Raw genomic sequence first — 15,012 nt, forward strand, 5'->3', positions numbered from 1 at the left:
CGAAACCATAATTTACGGCCTATAAATTTTTATTACGGCCTATAAATCCGCTCAAAGGCCTATAAATAATTTTTCAGCTTCTCCTGAGCTTACTATCATGACGTTTGGTATCCGCCAAGCTTCCTCTTTTATAAAAAAACATGAAAAAAAACACTTAGAGCGACGCTCCAAGTGTTTTTTTATTTTTTATATAGCCCAGCCCATAAAAATGGAACACCAAATGTGTCTGCTGGCTGCTGAATGTCCTTCATTTTTCGGAGTTCCAACTCTTCAAACTCTGAAAATACTTCATGCATCTTTTCGAGGGTATAACCCAGACCGCCTTGCATCGAACGTTCACGGTAAACTTCCTCATCTGGAATATTCAGCCCCATGCCTTCTGCATCAAAACAAGTAATCGCAAAATGTCCGCTGGATTTTAAACAGTTGTTTAATAGATCCAAATAGCTTACCCGTCTGTGGGGAGGAACATGGTGAAAACAGCCAGAATCATAGATTAGATCGTATGCATGTTGAGGGAAGTCCATCTTAAAGATATTACCTTGGATGAAGTTTACTTTAACGGCCTTTTCATCGGCTCGTTCCCGTGCCCATTGAAGTCCTTCACTCGACAAATCGACCGCATCTACTTCGAATCCGAGTTCAGCAAGATAAATCGCATTTCGACCAGGGCCGCATCCAAGTTCTAAAACGCGGCCGGGCTTGATGATGCCTCGTTCTAAATAGTTCACTAGATTTTCGTCTGGTGCGTCAACAAAAAAAGGAATCTTCTTATTCCGATCTTCATAAAAAGAATTCCAAAAGGCGCCTTCATCACGTAAAAGAGAGTCCAGCATGTCATAAACATGTTCATTTTTCGTTACGATATTCGTCAAAAAATCATCCGCCCTTCATGGTTAAAATAGGCTTTTGACTGACTGAGCTGTATATCTTTATTTTACCAAAAAATAGATTATAATTGGGTGTGAAGAGTGAATAAAAGAGGTGGAAATCGTGATAAATTTATCGGGTCTCACACTTAAAAAAGCAGGTTCTGAACATGTGGGGGGAATCGCTAAAGTTTGTTCAGAGGGATGGAGAGCTACATACGGTTATTTGGAAGATGAAGCGTATGTTGAGCAGGTTATTGAAGAGTATTACAATGTGGACCGCATCTTAAAAGAAGTTACTGAGTTCAGTGAATATTGGCACGGTTATTTTGTTGCAGAAGAAGAAGGTAAAGTAGTGGGTGCAATCGGCGGGGGAACAACAGGTGAGGCGATCGGTGAAATTTTCGTCTTTTACATAGATCCGAATAAGCGCGGAATAGGAATTGGAAGTAAACTATTAAACTTTTATACTGACTATCAAAAAAGCCTTGGAATAAACGAACAATGGCTTTCTGCCCAAAAGGATAACGAAAAAGGCATTCCTTTTTATGAAGCAAAAGGATTCGTAAAGCAATCTGAACAGGCCAGTGAAGGAACCAACCACATTTCATACCGCTATATGAGGAAGATATAAACAAGCAAAGCCGCTCATTTGAGCGGCTTTCAATTTATTCCGAGATCTCTTTTTTTCGTAGTAATAGAGATTGAAAGTCCATGCTGCCTCCAGCTTCAGGAACCACATGGAAGTTCATCACTTCAAATAAAGGTGACACGACCTCTAAGAGATCTTCGTTTGTATAAAACGAAAAGAATCGCTTAGGGATATAAGAGTCATCCTCCCAAACGCCTTCAGAATCTTTGCCGCCGTAAACTCCCATAAAAAACAAGCCGTCCTCTTTAAGTACCGTATGAATGTTTTTAAGCACAGCAGGCAAGCTCACTTTTGGAACGTGAAGCAGTGTGTTCATTGCCCATACAGCATCAAAGGATTCAGCATCAAAGTCTAAAGTATAATAATCCATTACTTCTGCTTTTAATCCTTTCATACGGCATGTTTCAACCATATTTAGAGAAAGATCAATACATGTTACATCAACACCGCGATCCAGCAAGTATTTGGCTTGCTGTCCGGAACCTGCACCAATATCAAGGACGGAACGTAAGCCATCATTGTTCAGAGCGTTTATAAAAGAGGAAAGTTCTACAATTTTCCATTCTTCTATATCTGATTTGTCCCGCAGGTCAGCTTTTTCGTTATAGCTTGCTTTCAGACTTTCTTTTAACAAAAGATCCATGAAGTTCGCTCCTTAAAAAAGATATGTTCGAAAAGCAAAATGATAGATTCATTATAGCGAAAGTTGTCATAGTGGTAAATTTTAAAATAAAAGAAAATTCTGCAAAAGAAAGCCCTTACATTCTTCTAATGGCAGTCTGGATAGGGTTTGTAGTAAAAAAGTTGTGTTCTTATTTCCCTCTTGAAAGTAGGTCGAACTGTCTGTAGAATGTTAAGAAATTTAATATTCAGAAAAATTCTAATACAAGAGGAGGATAGCTATGGCACGTTCAGCGATTAAAGCAGTACCAACTCCAAAACCGCCAGAGCCGAATCATAAGCGTAAGAATATTTTTAACCGGCTCTTAGACTGGGTTGAGAAAAATGGAAATAAACTACCAGATGTGCTTACTTTGTTTGTGATTATTACAGCACTTATTTTGCTAGGTTCTTTTATAGCTGGAGTATCTGGCTGGAGTGCAGTAAATCCTGCCAACAATGAAAGAATTACAGCGGTTAATCTTCTAAACGAAGAAGGCATCAAACGGATGCTGACAGAACTAGTCAGCAACTTTGTTAATTTCCCTCCTCTAGGACTTGTCCTTGTTGTTATGCTCGGGGTTGGACTTGCTGAGTCAACAGGCCTCATATCAGCGTTTATGCGAAAAGTGGTATTAGCCTCACCAAAAGCATTTATCTTACCGATTATTATTTTTATCGGAATCGTCGGAAATGCTGCAGCAGATGCAGCGCTTATCGTACTTCCTCCAGTTGCAGCCATGGTGTTTCTCACACTCGGACGACATCCGATTGCAGGTCTTGCAGCTGCTTATGCAGCAGTAGCAGGGGGCTTCAGTGCAAATATTATCATCAGCATGCTTGATGTCATGCTTGCCGGGTTTACAGAATCGGCAGCACATCTTCAAGATAAGAATTATACAGCGAATCCTGCAATGAACTATTACTTTATGTTTGCTTCCACATTTGTACTTTTACCTGTTGCGGTTTGGGTTACAACTAAGATCGTAGAACCACGACTTGGCGAATATCATGTTCCTGAGAACCTTGAAGTGAAAAAGCAGGCTCTTTCTACAGATGAAAAAAGAGGCTTGAAGTGGGCTACCATTTCACTTCTCATTTATACAGGTATCATCCTTCTTGTTACTGTTCCTGAAGATGCGATGCTTCGCCAACCGAAAACGGGTGAGCTTATCGACTCACCATTCATGGATTCACTCGTACCCATCATGCTTCTATTCTTTCTAATTCCAGCAATGGCTTATGGGTTTGGTTCTAGGGCGTTGAAGAATGACAAAGATGTTGCCGAGCATTTAACAAAAGCGATGAGCGGCATGGGGTATTACATCGTTCTTGCTTTTATCGCTGCACAGATGATTGCTTATTTCAGCTGGAGCAACTTAGGATCGATTATTGCCATCACTGGCGCTGACTTTTTAAAGGAATCAGGATTTACAGGATTGCCGCTATTACTGGCGTTCATTCTGTTTACTGCACTCGTTAACTTATTAATTGCGAGTTCGTCAGCAAAGTGGGCTATTTTAGGACCTGTCTTTGTTCCAATGTTTATGGCTCTTGATTACAGCCCGGCATTTACACAGATGGCGTACAGAATTGGAGACTCTATTACAAACACGATTACACCGATGCTTGCGTACTTTGCAATTTTGTTATCTTTCGCTAAAAAGTTCGACAAGAATATGGGGATGGGGACGCTTATTTCGTCCTTGCTTCCTTACACGATCGCATACATGATTTTTTGGTCAATTTTATTTGCTGTGTGGTACTTGCTAGGACTTCCGTTAGGCCCTGGCGAATATATAAAGATGTAGATCATATAGAAGGAGTGAGCGGGTTTGGAACAATTATTCAGCCGATTGGCAAGCTATCAAGAAGAAATGGTGGAGATTCGCAGGCATCTTCACCAAAACCCTGAACTGTCATTTGAAGAAGTAGAAACACCAGCTTTTATTGCTGCTTATCATGAAAAACTAGGATTAGAAGTACGTACAGAAGTAGGCGGGCGAGGTGTAGTAGCTACACTTAGAGGTGGAAAACCAGGGAAGACGGTTGCGCTGCGTGCTGACTTCGACGCACTTCCGATTCAGGAAGAAAACGATTCTCCTTATAAATCAAAGGTTCCAGGTGTGATGCATGCATGTGGTCATGATGGTCATACAGCGACACTTCTAGTATTAGCAAAGGTATTAAATGAAATGAAGGAAGAACTTGAAGGCAATGTGGTGTTTATTCACCAGCATGCTGAGGAGATTGCACCAGGCGGAGCGATTGTAATGATTGAGGACGGCTGCCTGGACGGAGTTGATGTGATTTACGGCACACACCTTTGGGCAACGATGCCGACAGGAACAATCGGGTATCGTACGGGGCCAGTAATGGCAGCTGCAGACTCATTTACAATAAAAGTTCAAGGGAAGGGCGGACACGGAGCTCAGCCTCACAAAACGAAAGACAGCGTCGTGATCGGGGCACAGCTTGTTTCAAACCTGCAGCAGATTGTGAGCCGCCGAGTAAATCCGCTTGATTCGGCCGTTGTTTCTGTCGGAGCATTTGAAGCAAAAAACGCCTTTAACGTAATTGCTGACTCTGCTAAACTTACGGGAACGGTACGTACTTTTAAAGAAGAGGTACGAGTTGCGATTGAGCAGGAAATCGACCGCATTGCTAAGGGAACCTGTCTCGCTGCGGATGCTGGTTATGAATATGTATTTAAACGGGGCTATCCTGCGGTCATCAATCATAAAGAAGATACAGAGTTTGTAGTGGATGTTGCGAGGAAAGTGCCTGGAGTACTTGAGCTCGAAGAAATTGAACCGCAAATGGGTGGGGAAGACTACGCATATTATTTAGAGAAGGTGCCAGGGACGTTCTTCTTTACAGGTGCAGAAGATGCAGCGTGGGATGAGACCTATCCGCATCATCACCCGAAATTCAAGATCAACGAAGACGCTTTACTAATTGCAGCAAACCTATTAGGAGCTGCAACCCTTACTTATTTAAAACAAAATGCCGCAGAAAAAGTGGAATTAACGAAATAAAGTCAAAAAAGCCCCTGAGAAGGGGCTTTTTTATCGGAAGAATTATTCCCAGCAGTGATCGTCGCATTTTCTGCATTTCTTTGAAGATTTTTTAGACTTCTTTTGTTTAATACCAGAGTCTAAAACACCACGAAGTGCTTTTAAAGCTTCGACAGTGCCTGTCCCGTTTTCAGTTACACCTGCAACAGGAGTAGCTGTACTGTTAGTAGTAATTTTTTTACGTAATTTTTTTTCAAGTAATCCGCCAAGGTCTGAACCATTCGGAGACTCAGTAAGAAGACCTCTTACGCCTTTTCTATTCGGAGACTCAGAACGAACCCCTCTTACGCCGCCTTTACCTTTAGAAGATTTGTTGCTAGATTCGGAATGAGCCCCTCTTACGCCTTTTCCGCGTTGAGAATTAGAAGAACTGGAAGAGGATTCTTCGTTACGCTTTTTACTTTTCTTACTCATTTACTATCACCCCCACTATTACTATATGAAAGGGGGATATGAGTGCTTGTACGAATCACCATTTTTTCTAACTTTTGAATGATTATATGGTAACTCTACTAAAATAGTGGTTTACAACCTTAAGGAAATTTTTTATCGCTGGAGAAACCCACTTATCTTTGTGATGTCCGACATATAGCGGCATGGGCGCAATAGGATCTGGATAAGAAATGACTGCTAATCGTTTATCTTTAATTTCTTTTTCAACTGTTACCAATGGTAAAAAGCCTATCCCAAGACCGCTCATCACACACCGTTTAATGGCTTCAATACTCCATAACTCCATATTATGTGCAAGTTCAATATGTTTTTCTCTTAAGTAGTTTTCAAAATCTGTACGATAACTGCAGCCTTTTTCATTTGTAATCAGGCATTCATTCCAGGATCCGTTATTTATATGGTCGAACGTTGATATTTTTTCTGGCGAACCGACTAAAACCAGTTCTTCTTCCTTTAGTTTCATTCGATTTATATCCTTTTTGAGGCTTCGTATAAGCATGAAACCTACATCAATCTCCGATGAAATGAGCTGGTTCTGTACGTCATAACAATTGATGTTTAAAAGGGAAATCTTTACATGTGGATACTGTTCCCGGAACGTTTTTAATATTTTATCTAAGTGATACACGGTCATGGATTCAGGTGCACCTATCTTTATTTCACCTGTAATCTCACCGTTTTCCAGGTGAAGGTTTTGTATTCTTTCATATTCCTGAAGCATAACAGTTGCGTGTTCCATCAAACGTTTCCCGACATCTGTTAAAACAACCTTACGGCCCATCCGGTCGAAGATAGGTACTCCTACAAACTGCTCTAGAGCCTGTATATGTGAAGTTACCGTTGACTGTGTATATCCCAGTTCTGCAGCAGCCCCTGTGAAACTCCCTTTTTCATTGATTGTTCTTAATGTGATTAACTGTCGTAGTTCCATTCGTTTCACCTCCAGAGTCAATATATTTATAGTATCAAAAAAAATGATGGATATAATCGATTATTTCAATTTTACAAATAGGTAAATCGGGGATTATAGTGTATGAAAGAAGGATCAGGGGGATCAACGGATGAAGAAAATTCATTATGGATGGATTATGGTAGCTGTTGCATTTATTATTTTGCTGACAGGCGCGGGAATTCGTTCTATGCCAAGTGTACTGATGGTACCGTTAGAAACAGAATTTGACTGGAACCGGTCAGTGGTATCGACATCACTTGCCATAAATTTATTATTATACGGGTTATTTGGACCTTTTGCTGCAGCTCTTATGCTGCGGTTCGGTATGAAACGTGTTACAGGAACAGCATTACTACTACTAGTCCTAGGTGTGTTTTCAACACTATGGATAGATTCGCCATGGCAGCTAAATTTGCTTTGGGGTGTGTTAATTGGAATTGGAAGCGGTTCTACAGTCGTACTCAGTACGCTGATTGCGAATAGGTGGTTCGTAGAAAAACGTGGTCTCGTAATTGGGATACTAACAGCGAGCGGTGCAACAGGTCAGATTATTTTCCTTCCGTTTCTGGCTCAGCTTGTTTCAGACAAAGGCTGGAAACTGGCTATTGTAGCGGTGAGCATTGCCGTTGGAGTCGTATTCTTAGTTGTCCTACTTCTGATGAAGAATCATCCCGGAGATATGAAGCTTGCACCTTATGGGGCAAATCAAATCATAAACGAACCCCTTCAGCTAAAATTAAATCCCTTTACAGAACCCATCCGTGAACTAAAAGGGGCATCGCGCCACCTTGATTTCTGGCTTTTGGCGGGGAGCTTTTTTATTTGCGGATTCTCAACGAACGGACTTATTGGTACACACTTTATTCCAGCTTGTATCGATCATGGCATATCTGAAGTGAAAGCGGCGAGTATGCTGGCCCTTATCGGTATTTTTGATATTTTTGGAACCATACTTTCCGGAATCTTGTCTGATCGCTTTAACAATCGCTGGCTATTGTTCTGGTACTATGGGTTAAGAGGAATATCATTGTTGTTTTTACCGTTTGCTCTTGATGCTTCACATTTTTATTTATGGTTTTTTATCATCTTTTATGGTTTGGACTGGGTGGCCACTGTACCTCCGACAATCAAACTAACTACCGATATTTTCGGAAAAGAGCGCGCAGGTATTCTATTTGGATGGATCATGGCCGCTCATCAGTTCGGAGCAGCAATTGCAGCATATAGTGGAGGGGTGGTTCATGACATACTAGGAAGCTATTATTTCAGCTTTCTTTCCGCAGGTGCGTTCTGTGTGCTTGCAAGTTTAATTGTCATGAAAATAGGAAGAACTTCAAAAACGGTAATCCACGGCGGTTATCAGGCATAAGGTCATCCTAATAGAAAAGCTGACTCATAAGGACATCAAATCATGTCCTTTTGATGTCAGCTCTTTGTTTTTTTTAGTTTCGGTATGTCCATATTTTTTTGGGAAAAAATTCTCGTCATAACAAAGAGAGTCATTCTATAATATTAGTGTAAATTTACACTTTTTGATAAAGGGACGGTGGCAAAGAGTTGAGATGGAAGTGGATTTTACTATGCGTATTCATCTATGGATCTGCCCTGTATTCAAGTTTGCACGTTTATTCCGGTCAAAATAAAACGACTGTAGAAGATGCAGGAAAACTTTTACCTGTAAAAATGAAAATCGTTTATGATGTTCATTCCACCAGCGACTTACAACAATGGGTAAAGAAAGCGAATGAAACCGGAGAAACAATCGCTATTGCAGGTATGCAGCATAGCCAGGGAGGACATACATTGTATCCCAATGGAACCCTGTTTGATATGAAAGGCTACAATAAGATTTTAGATTTCAGTCCAAAGAAAAAGAAGATCACGGTACAATCAGGTGTGACCTGGGCAGATATTCAGAAAAAGATTAATCCCTATGGTCTCTCAGTTAAAGTTATGCAGTCACAAAATATATTTACAGTAGGTGGATCATTAAGCGTTAATGTTCATGGGCGTGATATTCGTTATGGATCGTTAATTGACACTGTGGATTCTTTTCGACTATTAACACCAGATGAAAAGATCATAAGTGTAAGCCGGGAAGAGAACAGTGATTTGTTTTCATATGTAATAGGGGGATATGGATTGTTTGGCGTTATACTCGATGTCACGCTGGAGCTTGCGGACGATGAACTTTATCACCACCGGTCAGTTGTAATGAACTACAACGATTATGAAAACTATTTTCGAGAAAAAGTGAAACAAGATGATTCAGTCAGGATGCATCTTGCCAGGATATCAGTGGCACCTGAAACCTTTCTAAAAGAGATGTACGTAACGGATTACGTACTGACCGACCATCAAGATAAAAGAGAAAAATATTTAGAATTAAAAAAGGAAGAAATGATTGCGCTGCCTAAGTTTATGCTCGGTTTATCCCGATACAGTGACTGGGGTAAAGATCTTTTGTGGGAAACGCAAAAGATGTACTTTTTAAAAAACGATGGGAAGTATGAGACAAGGAATAATGTGATGAGGTCAGACAGTGAATTTATGGAGTATGAGAATCCGAATCGTACCGAACTTCTTCAAGAATATTTTTTCCTGTTGAGCATTTTACTGCATACATCGATGATACAAGAGGAGTTTTGGAAAAAAAAGAACTTAATCTATTAAACATTACAATCCGCTACGTGGAGCATGATGAGGATGCTGTCCTGTCCTATGCAAAGGATGACATGTTCGCTCTCGTCCTTTTAATCAACCAAGGACGATCAAAAAAAGATATTAAACAAACAGAACAAGTTTTACAAAAGTTGATTGATGTAACCTTAGAACATAGGGGGAGCTATTATTTGCCTTATTACTCCTATCCGTCTAAGAAACAGCTAAGTCAGGCTTATCCTCGTATTAATGAATTCTTTGAAAAGAAAAGAGAGTTTGATCCTGAAGAACGTTTTCAAAATTTATTTTATGGGAGGTACAGCCGATGAATTATCGAACTTTCATTACATCTCAAAGTATATTAATGACGGCAAGTTCCATGGTGTTTCCCTTCTATTTGCTCCTCATTCGAAACATTGGTGACAGCTACTCACAATTCGGTTTGGCGTATGGTCTATTTGCGCTAACTGCTGCTATGGTTCATCCATTAATCGGGCGGCTTTCTGACCGTATCGGAGACCGGCCACTTTTGCTGTTATATACATGGGGCATGGTTGGCATCATGCTGATTGTTCCCATTATTGAAACTATATCAGCGCTATATATCTTGCAAATTCTGATGGGTGTCTTAGGAGCCGTGCAAAAAACTACTGAAAAGACGACACTTGCAAGGAAAACGGCTGGCATGCAAACTGGACGGAGAATAGGAAACTATCACTTGTGGACGAGTGTTTGGGGAGCGGTTGCTGTAATGGCGACGGGATATCTCATCGATTTCCTTACGATTGGAAGTTTATTCTATATCGCTTCATTTTTGTATATGATATCTGCTGTGGTATTAATGAAGTCTGGTACTCTGCTGAAACAAGTTGAAGATGAGCCCGTACAGGCATGAGCTGCCGGGCTTTAATTTAAAATCCGTTGCAGAGTACACGGCTAAAGATGGTTTCAACGCATCAATAATTACTTCCAATTTATTAACCCCTATTGCATCGATTCTGCAATCTTAATCATATCGTCTTTTGTCCTTGGGTTGTTCGTTTGTGGAACAACAATTAATGTAATCTTATAAGTCAGCTTCTGATCTTTTTTCGACCAGACTAATTCCCTCGTATCCACATGGTGCATTCTCATATCTGCAATGGAGCCATCTTTTAGTTTGAATGACATTGGCAAGTCCGGGTCAATATTCAACTCTATTAAAATATGTTGTAACAGTTAAACTGGCATTTTTGTCCTTTAGGTATACGACTTCTGCAAATGTCGGGTTAAATCCAGAATTCTTTTGAACAGATGAAGAGATGGAATCAGGTAGAAGGGCAAGTGGCTTGGAATTTTCACTTGTGATCGTTCGTCTTCTGGAAGTGTGTGCATCTCTTTTCTTATGTCAGGGTGTTCCTTCATTAAGCTTTCAAGTTCTGGTGAAGGAGAAGAACAACCGAACAAAAACAGTAAAGTAGCTATTCCGGCCAGCCTTTTCATATAAAGCTTCCTAAATGGCGTTAAGAAGCATCATCATCTTTTTCTTTTTTACGCCAATATTTCTGAATGAACGTTTTAACGATGTCTTTACCGGCTAAAAGTGCACCAAGCCAGAAAAAGACTTCCCCCCCGATAAATAATCCACTCACGATAGCTGTTTTAACGGCACCGCTTAAGGATAAGAATGGAATGACAGGAATCAAAATCCATAAAACAAATGAGAGAACGATAAAAACTATTCCGATTTTCTTTTTCATAGTTGAAAACTCCTTCATAAATGTCTAATTAGTGTTTACGAAAAAGTTTCCATAAAAGTTTCCTTTTAATCAAAATTAGCATAGGAACACCGCATTTTTTTTACGACTAGAAAAATAGTTGGTCCAGATTTCCAAGAGTTTCTTAGTTGTAAAAGTTTCCAAGTTTGGATAATGTTAAGAGGACACTGTTATAAAAAGGTGGGGAATGTAATTGAATCGGGAGCTTGTGTATCGAAGTAAAGATAAAGAGATAGAAGTGTTTGAAGATGAGTTTGGCAAGATTACGATTAAGGAGATACCACATGAAGCAGCAGTAATGGTTGCACTTGAGAATAATAGTTTAATATTGATCAGCCAGTTTCGTCCGGCAGTCGATGATATTATTATCCAGCTGCCTGGGGGAGGAATGAATGTTAACGAAGACCCTGAAAATGCAGCTAAACGAGAGTTTCTCGAAGAAACAGGTATCGTTTGCGGGGAAGCGGTATTTTTAGGCAGTATACAGCCAAGTGCTTGTCTTAGCAATACCGTTACGCATGTATATTTTACAAAAGAGATATTGGAATACAGGTCCCAGATGCTTGAGAAAAAAGAAGCATCTATACAAGCATTTCATATTCCTGTGGAGCGGGCGTTCCGCAATATTGAACAGGGCATATGGAAGGACAGCGAGCTGGCACACGGATTATTGCTTGCGCGCTTAAAGGGACTGATCTAATGAGTTGTTTAGGATGCGATCTGGCAAACGCTAAAGAGCCTGTACATACGATTTATGAAAATGAGTTCGTCCGTTGTTTCCTGGACATCGATCCTTTTAATGAAGGTCATACATTAATTTTACCGAAAAGACATGTGAAAGAACTCACCGAATTAACACATGAAGAAACGCTTGCCGTTATGGATGCTGCTAAGATGATCTCTGAAAAGTTAATCACATGCTTAAAACCTGATGGGATTACAATTAACCAAAATGGGGGAAAATTTAGTGACTTAACTCATTTTCACATGCATGTCATTCCCAGGTATGAAAATGATGGCTTTACGTGGAGCGAGTCTGCTATCCAAGACGATGCGCATAAGAGATTGGATGAAACGGCAAATAAGCTCCGAACCGTCTAATCTTTTTATCAGTATGAAAAAATTGTGTCACAATGATGGATAAGGAGGGATTCTTTTATGGCAAGCAGTATTCATGATCGCGCGGTCCTGCATAATGGTGTTCAGATGCCTTGGATTGGTCTTGGTGTTTATAAAGCAGAAGACGGTGATGAAGTTATACAGTCTATTAAATGGGCAATTGATGCAGGATATCGAAGCATCGACACAGCCAGTCTCTATAATAATGAAGCTGGTGTTGGACAAGCTATCGCTGAATCGGATGTACCTAGAGAAGACCTATTCATAACGACAAAGGTCTGGAACACAGATCAGGGCTATGAAGAAGCACTATCGGCGTTTGATGCAAGCTTGGAGCGGCTAGGTCTAGACTATGTTGACCTTTATCTTGTTCACTGGCCTGTTCCAGGGAAGTATAAGGAAACATGGAGAGCGCTAGAGAAAATTTATGAGGATGGCAGAGCAAAAGCCATCGGAGTAAGTAACTTTAAGAAGCATCATCTGGAAGATCTTATTGCTGATGCGAAAATTAAACCTATGGTGAATCAGGTGGAATATCATCCGCGTCTTACACAGGCAGATCTGTTAACCTATTGCAAACAGCAAGGCATTCAGCTTGAAGCTTGGCGGCCCTTGTTAAAAGGCGAAATTTTTGAAGAACCAACTTTACTGGAACTTGCTGATAAGTATAATAAAACAGTTGCGCAGATCATTTTAAGGTGGGATATCCAAAATGGAGTCGTAACCATTCCAAAGTCGGTAACGAAACACCGGATTGAAGAAAATATAGACATCTATAATTTTAAGCTGACGAATGAAGACATGACTCGTATTTCCGCCCTTAATCAGGATAAGCGAAACGGTGCTGATCCAGACGACCCTGAATTTTATAAGCAGTTTGAATAGTCACAAGGCAGTCTTTCCTATCAGGGATGACTGCTTTTTTATCCAAACAAAAGAGGTGAAACCATGAATTTTTCTGTGGGGGAAAGTTTGATCTTTGAAGAAATCAAGGTGAAAGTGGTAGAAGTTAAATCTAATTCTGTTGTCTTTGAAGTTTCCGGAACAGGATATGAAGGGGATGAAGGCGGATTGATGGAAGTCCCAATGTCCTACCTGAAAGAAAACAGGAGTCAGCTTAAAAGATGTACGTAGTTTTAAAACAAAAAAATAGGGAAAAATGATAAGCGTAAATGACAGAAAGGAAGTGATCACATGTCAAAACGTATATTGATTGTCGTAACCAACCATCAAAATATCGGTAACAATAAAACAGGTCTTTGGCTTGAGGAGTATGCGGTACCTTATAATGAGTTCCGTGAAAAAGGATATGACATCACGGTGAAAAGCATTAAAGGAGGAAGTATCCCTTTAGACCCGAACAGCTTAAAAGGTGTTGATCAAGAGCAATACAAAGAAGCTCTATCACTGCTTGAAGATACAGTTGAACTAAGTCCAGATGATGCCGTGAGCTATGATGCGATCTACTTGCCTGGCGGACATGGTACCGTGTTTGATTTTCCGAAAAGTGAAGCTTTAAAAGAGGTGGTCAGCCAGATGGCCCAAACGAATAAAGTAATCGGAAGTGTTTGTCACGGTCCAGCTGGACTGACAACGGCAACACTGAAAGATGGATCATCTATCGTAAAAGGCAAGACGGTTACTGCATTTACTGATGAAGAGGAAGAAGAGATGCAGTTAACGAAAGAGGTACCGTTCTTGCTTGAAACGAAACTTCGCGAGCTTGGGGCGGAATTTCAGCGAGCTGGAAAGTGGGAAGATTTCGCCGTGACAGATGGCAATCTTGTCACCGGACAAAACCCGCAATCAAGCAGAAGTGTTGCACTTAGAATGATTGAAGTTCTTGATAAACAATAAATAGATGGCTTGTGAAACGACCGGCTCCAGCTGGTCGTTTCTTTTTTGGTTATTCACCTATACAGAAAATGTGCGTATTTTAATAAAGACATTTTTAAATGGGAGGAATTCCTGTGGGTTACTATATTCGAGTTGAAGAAAACGTAAGGATTTTTGTGGAAGATGTGAATCCGAGCGGACAAAAAACAATTCTTTTTATTCATGGCTGGCCTGCTAATCACAAGCTTTTCGAATATCAGTTTAACCAGCTCCCTTCCAAGGGGGTTCGGTGCATAGGTATGGATATTAGAGGGTTCGGGAAATCTGACAAACCGTACACGGGTTACTCGTATGATCGATTGGCAGATGACATTTATGCTGTAGTTCAAACGTTGAGATTAGAGGATTTCACCCTGGTCGGACACTCGGTTGGAGGAGCGATTTCCATCAGGTATATGGCAAGACATAACGGCTATGGTGTTTCAAAGCTTGCTTTGCTGGGTGCTGCAGCCCCTAGTTTTACGAAAACACCTAATTTTCCATACGGGCACACAGTTGAAGAGGTGAACACATTTATATCTGATACGTATAAGGACCGGCCGAAAATGCTGCAGGGATTCGGTGATATCTTCTTCTTTAAATATATAACGGCTCCGTTTTCTCAGTGGTTTCTTCAGTTAGGTCTGGAAGCAGCGGGATATTCGACCGCAGCTGTACTAGGCTCTTTAAGGGATGAAACCCTATTTTCTGATATGGGGAAAATTCAGGTTCCGACATTGATTCTGCATGGTGTGCATGATCAGGTTTGTCCTTATCCGTTTGCTCTAGCGATGAATCAAGGTATACGCGATTCAAAGCTCGTACCGTTAGAGAAAAGCGGCCACGGACTTTTTTGGGAAGAATGGGAAAAAGTAAACATGGAGCTCATGCGGTTTATTGAATAAGAAGGAATGGGGAAGGACAGTAGAGAAGAAGG

At 40.6% G+C, this 15,012-nt stretch carries 18 protein-coding genes and 1 pseudogene; 12 read left to right on the forward strand and 7 right to left on the reverse strand.

Going from position 1 to position 15,012, the window contains the following annotated elements; all coding sequences use genetic code 11:
* Positions 1 to 179: 179 nt before the first annotated feature.
* On the reverse strand, positions 180 to 875 hold the full coding sequence (locus M3196_RS16755) for a class I SAM-dependent methyltransferase (RefSeq protein ID WP_251323474.1): 696 nt from the start codon (positions 873 to 875) through the stop codon (positions 180 to 182).
* Positions 876 to 993: 118 nt separating this feature from the next.
* On the opposite strand from M3196_RS16755, the gene M3196_RS16760 reads away from it, so the two are divergent.
* Positions 994 to 1,503 carry a GNAT family N-acetyltransferase gene (locus M3196_RS16760; RefSeq protein ID WP_251323475.1) on the forward strand — a complete coding sequence of 170 codons (510 nt, stop codon included), beginning with the start codon at positions 994 to 996 and terminating at the stop codon, positions 1,501 to 1,503.
* A 34-nt stretch (positions 1,504 to 1,537) separates the two neighbouring features.
* Here M3196_RS16760 and M3196_RS16765 read toward each other — a convergent pair whose 3' ends face one another.
* Positions 1,538 to 2,164: a class I SAM-dependent methyltransferase gene (locus tag M3196_RS16765; RefSeq protein ID WP_251323476.1), complete on the reverse strand. Its 627-nt coding sequence runs from the start codon at positions 2,162 to 2,164 to the stop codon at positions 1,538 to 1,540.
* A gap of 259 nt (positions 2,165 to 2,423) precedes the next feature.
* On the opposite strand from M3196_RS16765, the gene M3196_RS16770 reads away from it, so the two are divergent.
* Both M3196_RS16770 and M3196_RS16775 read left to right on the forward strand, forming a co-directional pair.
* Positions 2,424 to 3,992 (forward strand): AbgT family transporter, encoded by a 1,569-nt coding sequence (locus tag M3196_RS16770; protein ID WP_251323477.1) that lies wholly within the window; start codon positions 2,424 to 2,426, stop codon positions 3,990 to 3,992.
* Between the two features lie 66 nt (positions 3,993 to 4,058).
* Positions 4,059 to 5,219 (forward strand): M20 family metallopeptidase, encoded by a 1,161-nt coding sequence (locus tag M3196_RS16775; protein WP_251323616.1) that lies wholly within the window; start codon positions 4,059 to 4,061, stop codon positions 5,217 to 5,219.
* Between the two features lie 42 nt (positions 5,220 to 5,261).
* Here the strand turns inward: M3196_RS16775 and M3196_RS16780 are convergent, their stop codons facing one another.
* Together M3196_RS16780 and M3196_RS16785 are read right to left on the reverse strand one after the other, a co-directional pair.
* Positions 5,262 to 5,672, reverse strand: a complete 411-nt coding sequence (locus M3196_RS16780) for a hypothetical protein (protein WP_251323478.1) — start codon at positions 5,670 to 5,672, stop codon at positions 5,262 to 5,264.
* 82 nt (positions 5,673 to 5,754) lie between these two features.
* Entirely contained in the window at positions 5,755 to 6,642 is an 888-nt protein-coding gene (locus M3196_RS16785) for a LysR family transcriptional regulator (protein WP_251323479.1), read from the reverse strand.
* A 130-nt stretch (positions 6,643 to 6,772) separates the two neighbouring features.
* Here M3196_RS16785 and M3196_RS16790 point away from each other — a divergent pair, with 130 nt between their 5' ends.
* The 3 genes and pseudogenes from M3196_RS16790 (at position 6,773) to M3196_RS16800 (ending at position 10,219) form a co-directional block, all read left to right on the forward strand.
* The gene (locus tag M3196_RS16790) at positions 6,773 to 8,032 is read left to right on the forward strand and encodes an MFS transporter (protein WP_251323480.1); all 1,260 of its coding nucleotides are present in this window, start codon (positions 6,773 to 6,775) and stop codon (positions 8,030 to 8,032) included.
* A gap of 188 nt (positions 8,033 to 8,220) precedes the next feature.
* Positions 8,221 to 9,653: pseudogene (locus tag M3196_RS16795) on the forward strand (FAD-binding oxidoreductase).
* Complete coding sequence (locus M3196_RS16800) at positions 9,650 to 10,219, forward strand: MFS transporter (RefSeq protein WP_251323481.1); 570 nt, start codon at positions 9,650 to 9,652, stop codon at positions 10,217 to 10,219. Before M3196_RS16795 ends, M3196_RS16800 begins: the two are co-directional and overlap by 4 nt.
* 89 nt (positions 10,220 to 10,308) lie before the next feature.
* Here the strand turns inward: M3196_RS16800 and M3196_RS16805 are convergent, their stop codons facing one another.
* The 3 genes from M3196_RS16805 to M3196_RS16815 form a co-directional block, all read right to left on the reverse strand.
* A complete protein-coding gene (locus M3196_RS16805) occupies positions 10,309 to 10,494 on the reverse strand; it encodes a hypothetical protein (RefSeq protein ID WP_251323482.1) in 186 nt (61 codons plus the stop codon).
* A gap of 69 nt (positions 10,495 to 10,563) precedes the next feature.
* Positions 10,564 to 10,806 (reverse strand): hypothetical protein, encoded by a 243-nt coding sequence (locus tag M3196_RS16810; protein ID WP_251323483.1) that lies wholly within the window; start codon positions 10,804 to 10,806, stop codon positions 10,564 to 10,566.
* 20 nt (positions 10,807 to 10,826) lie between these two features.
* Positions 10,827 to 11,063 (reverse strand): transporter suffix domain-containing protein, encoded by a 237-nt coding sequence (locus M3196_RS16815; RefSeq protein WP_251323484.1) that lies wholly within the window; start codon positions 11,061 to 11,063, stop codon positions 10,827 to 10,829.
* Between the two features lie 211 nt (positions 11,064 to 11,274).
* On the opposite strand from M3196_RS16815, the gene M3196_RS16820 reads away from it, so the two are divergent.
* From M3196_RS16820 to M3196_RS16845, 6 genes are all read left to right on the forward strand, one after another.
* Positions 11,275 to 11,781 (forward strand): NUDIX hydrolase, encoded by a 507-nt coding sequence (locus tag M3196_RS16820; RefSeq protein ID WP_251323486.1) that lies wholly within the window; start codon positions 11,275 to 11,277, stop codon positions 11,779 to 11,781.
* The gene (locus M3196_RS16825) at positions 11,781 to 12,182 is read left to right on the forward strand and encodes an HIT family protein (RefSeq protein ID WP_251323487.1); all 402 of its coding nucleotides are present in this window, start codon (positions 11,781 to 11,783) and stop codon (positions 12,180 to 12,182) included. Before M3196_RS16820 ends, M3196_RS16825 begins: the two co-directional genes overlap by 1 nt.
* A 57-nt stretch (positions 12,183 to 12,239) precedes the next feature.
* The gene (locus tag M3196_RS16830) at positions 12,240 to 13,085 is read left to right on the forward strand and encodes an aldo/keto reductase (protein WP_251323488.1); all 846 of its coding nucleotides are present in this window, start codon (positions 12,240 to 12,242) and stop codon (positions 13,083 to 13,085) included.
* Positions 13,086 to 13,148: 63 nt separating this feature from the next.
* A complete protein-coding gene (locus tag M3196_RS16835) occupies positions 13,149 to 13,334 on the forward strand; it encodes a hypothetical protein (RefSeq protein WP_251323490.1) in 186 nt (61 codons plus the stop codon).
* 60 nt (positions 13,335 to 13,394) lie between these two features.
* Entirely contained in the window at positions 13,395 to 14,057 is a 663-nt protein-coding gene (locus M3196_RS16840; RefSeq protein WP_251323491.1) for a type 1 glutamine amidotransferase domain-containing protein, read from the forward strand.
* Between the two features lie 113 nt (positions 14,058 to 14,170).
* Positions 14,171 to 14,980, forward strand: coding sequence for an alpha/beta fold hydrolase (locus M3196_RS16845; protein WP_251323496.1), 810 nt, complete (start codon positions 14,171 to 14,173; stop codon positions 14,978 to 14,980).
* Positions 14,981 to 15,012 lie beyond the last annotated feature (32 nt).

The organism is Fictibacillus nanhaiensis (genome assembly GCF_023715445.1).
GTDB classification, from domain to species: Bacteria; Bacillota; Bacilli; order Bacillales; family Fictibacillaceae; genus Fictibacillus; species Fictibacillus nanhaiensis_D.

What these genes read in the sequence shown, in the direction of transcription:
- M3196_RS16840 (WP_251323491.1), top strand. Translation starts at nt 13,395, where the DNA reads ATGTCAAAACGTATATTGATTGTCGTAACCAACCATCAAAATATCGGT.
- M3196_RS16805 (WP_251323482.1), bottom strand. Translation starts at nt 10,494, where the DNA reads ATGTCATTCAAACTAAAAGATGGCTCCATTGCAGATATGAGAATGCAC.
- M3196_RS16800 (WP_251323481.1), top strand. Translation starts at nt 9,650, where the DNA reads ATGAATTATCGAACTTTCATTACATCTCAAAGTATATTAATGACGGCA.
- M3196_RS16790 (WP_251323480.1), top strand. Translation starts at nt 6,773, where the DNA reads ATGAAGAAAATTCATTATGGATGGATTATGGTAGCTGTTGCATTTATT.
- M3196_RS16770 (WP_251323477.1), top strand. Translation starts at nt 2,424, where the DNA reads ATGGCACGTTCAGCGATTAAAGCAGTACCAACTCCAAAACCGCCAGAG.
- M3196_RS16765 (WP_251323476.1), bottom strand. Translation starts at nt 2,164, where the DNA reads ATGGATCTTTTGTTAAAAGAAAGTCTGAAAGCAAGCTATAACGAAAAA.
- M3196_RS16810 (WP_251323483.1), bottom strand. Translation starts at nt 10,806, where the DNA reads ATGAAAAGGCTGGCCGGAATAGCTACTTTACTGTTTTTGTTCGGTTGT.
- M3196_RS16775 (WP_251323616.1), top strand. Translation starts at nt 4,059, where the DNA reads ATGGTGGAGATTCGCAGGCATCTTCACCAAAACCCTGAACTGTCATTT.
- M3196_RS16780 (WP_251323478.1), bottom strand. Translation starts at nt 5,672, where the DNA reads ATGAGTAAGAAAAGTAAAAAGCGTAACGAAGAATCCTCTTCCAGTTCT.
- M3196_RS16830 (WP_251323488.1), top strand. Translation starts at nt 12,240, where the DNA reads ATGGCAAGCAGTATTCATGATCGCGCGGTCCTGCATAATGGTGTTCAG.
- M3196_RS16825 (WP_251323487.1), top strand. Translation starts at nt 11,781, where the DNA reads ATGAGTTGTTTAGGATGCGATCTGGCAAACGCTAAAGAGCCTGTACAT.
- M3196_RS16785 (WP_251323479.1), bottom strand. Translation starts at nt 6,642, where the DNA reads ATGGAACTACGACAGTTAATCACATTAAGAACAATCAATGAAAAAGGG.
- M3196_RS16815 (WP_251323484.1), bottom strand. Translation starts at nt 11,063, where the DNA reads ATGAAAAAGAAAATCGGAATAGTTTTTATCGTTCTCTCATTTGTTTTA.
- M3196_RS16835 (WP_251323490.1), top strand. Translation starts at nt 13,149, where the DNA reads ATGAATTTTTCTGTGGGGGAAAGTTTGATCTTTGAAGAAATCAAGGTG.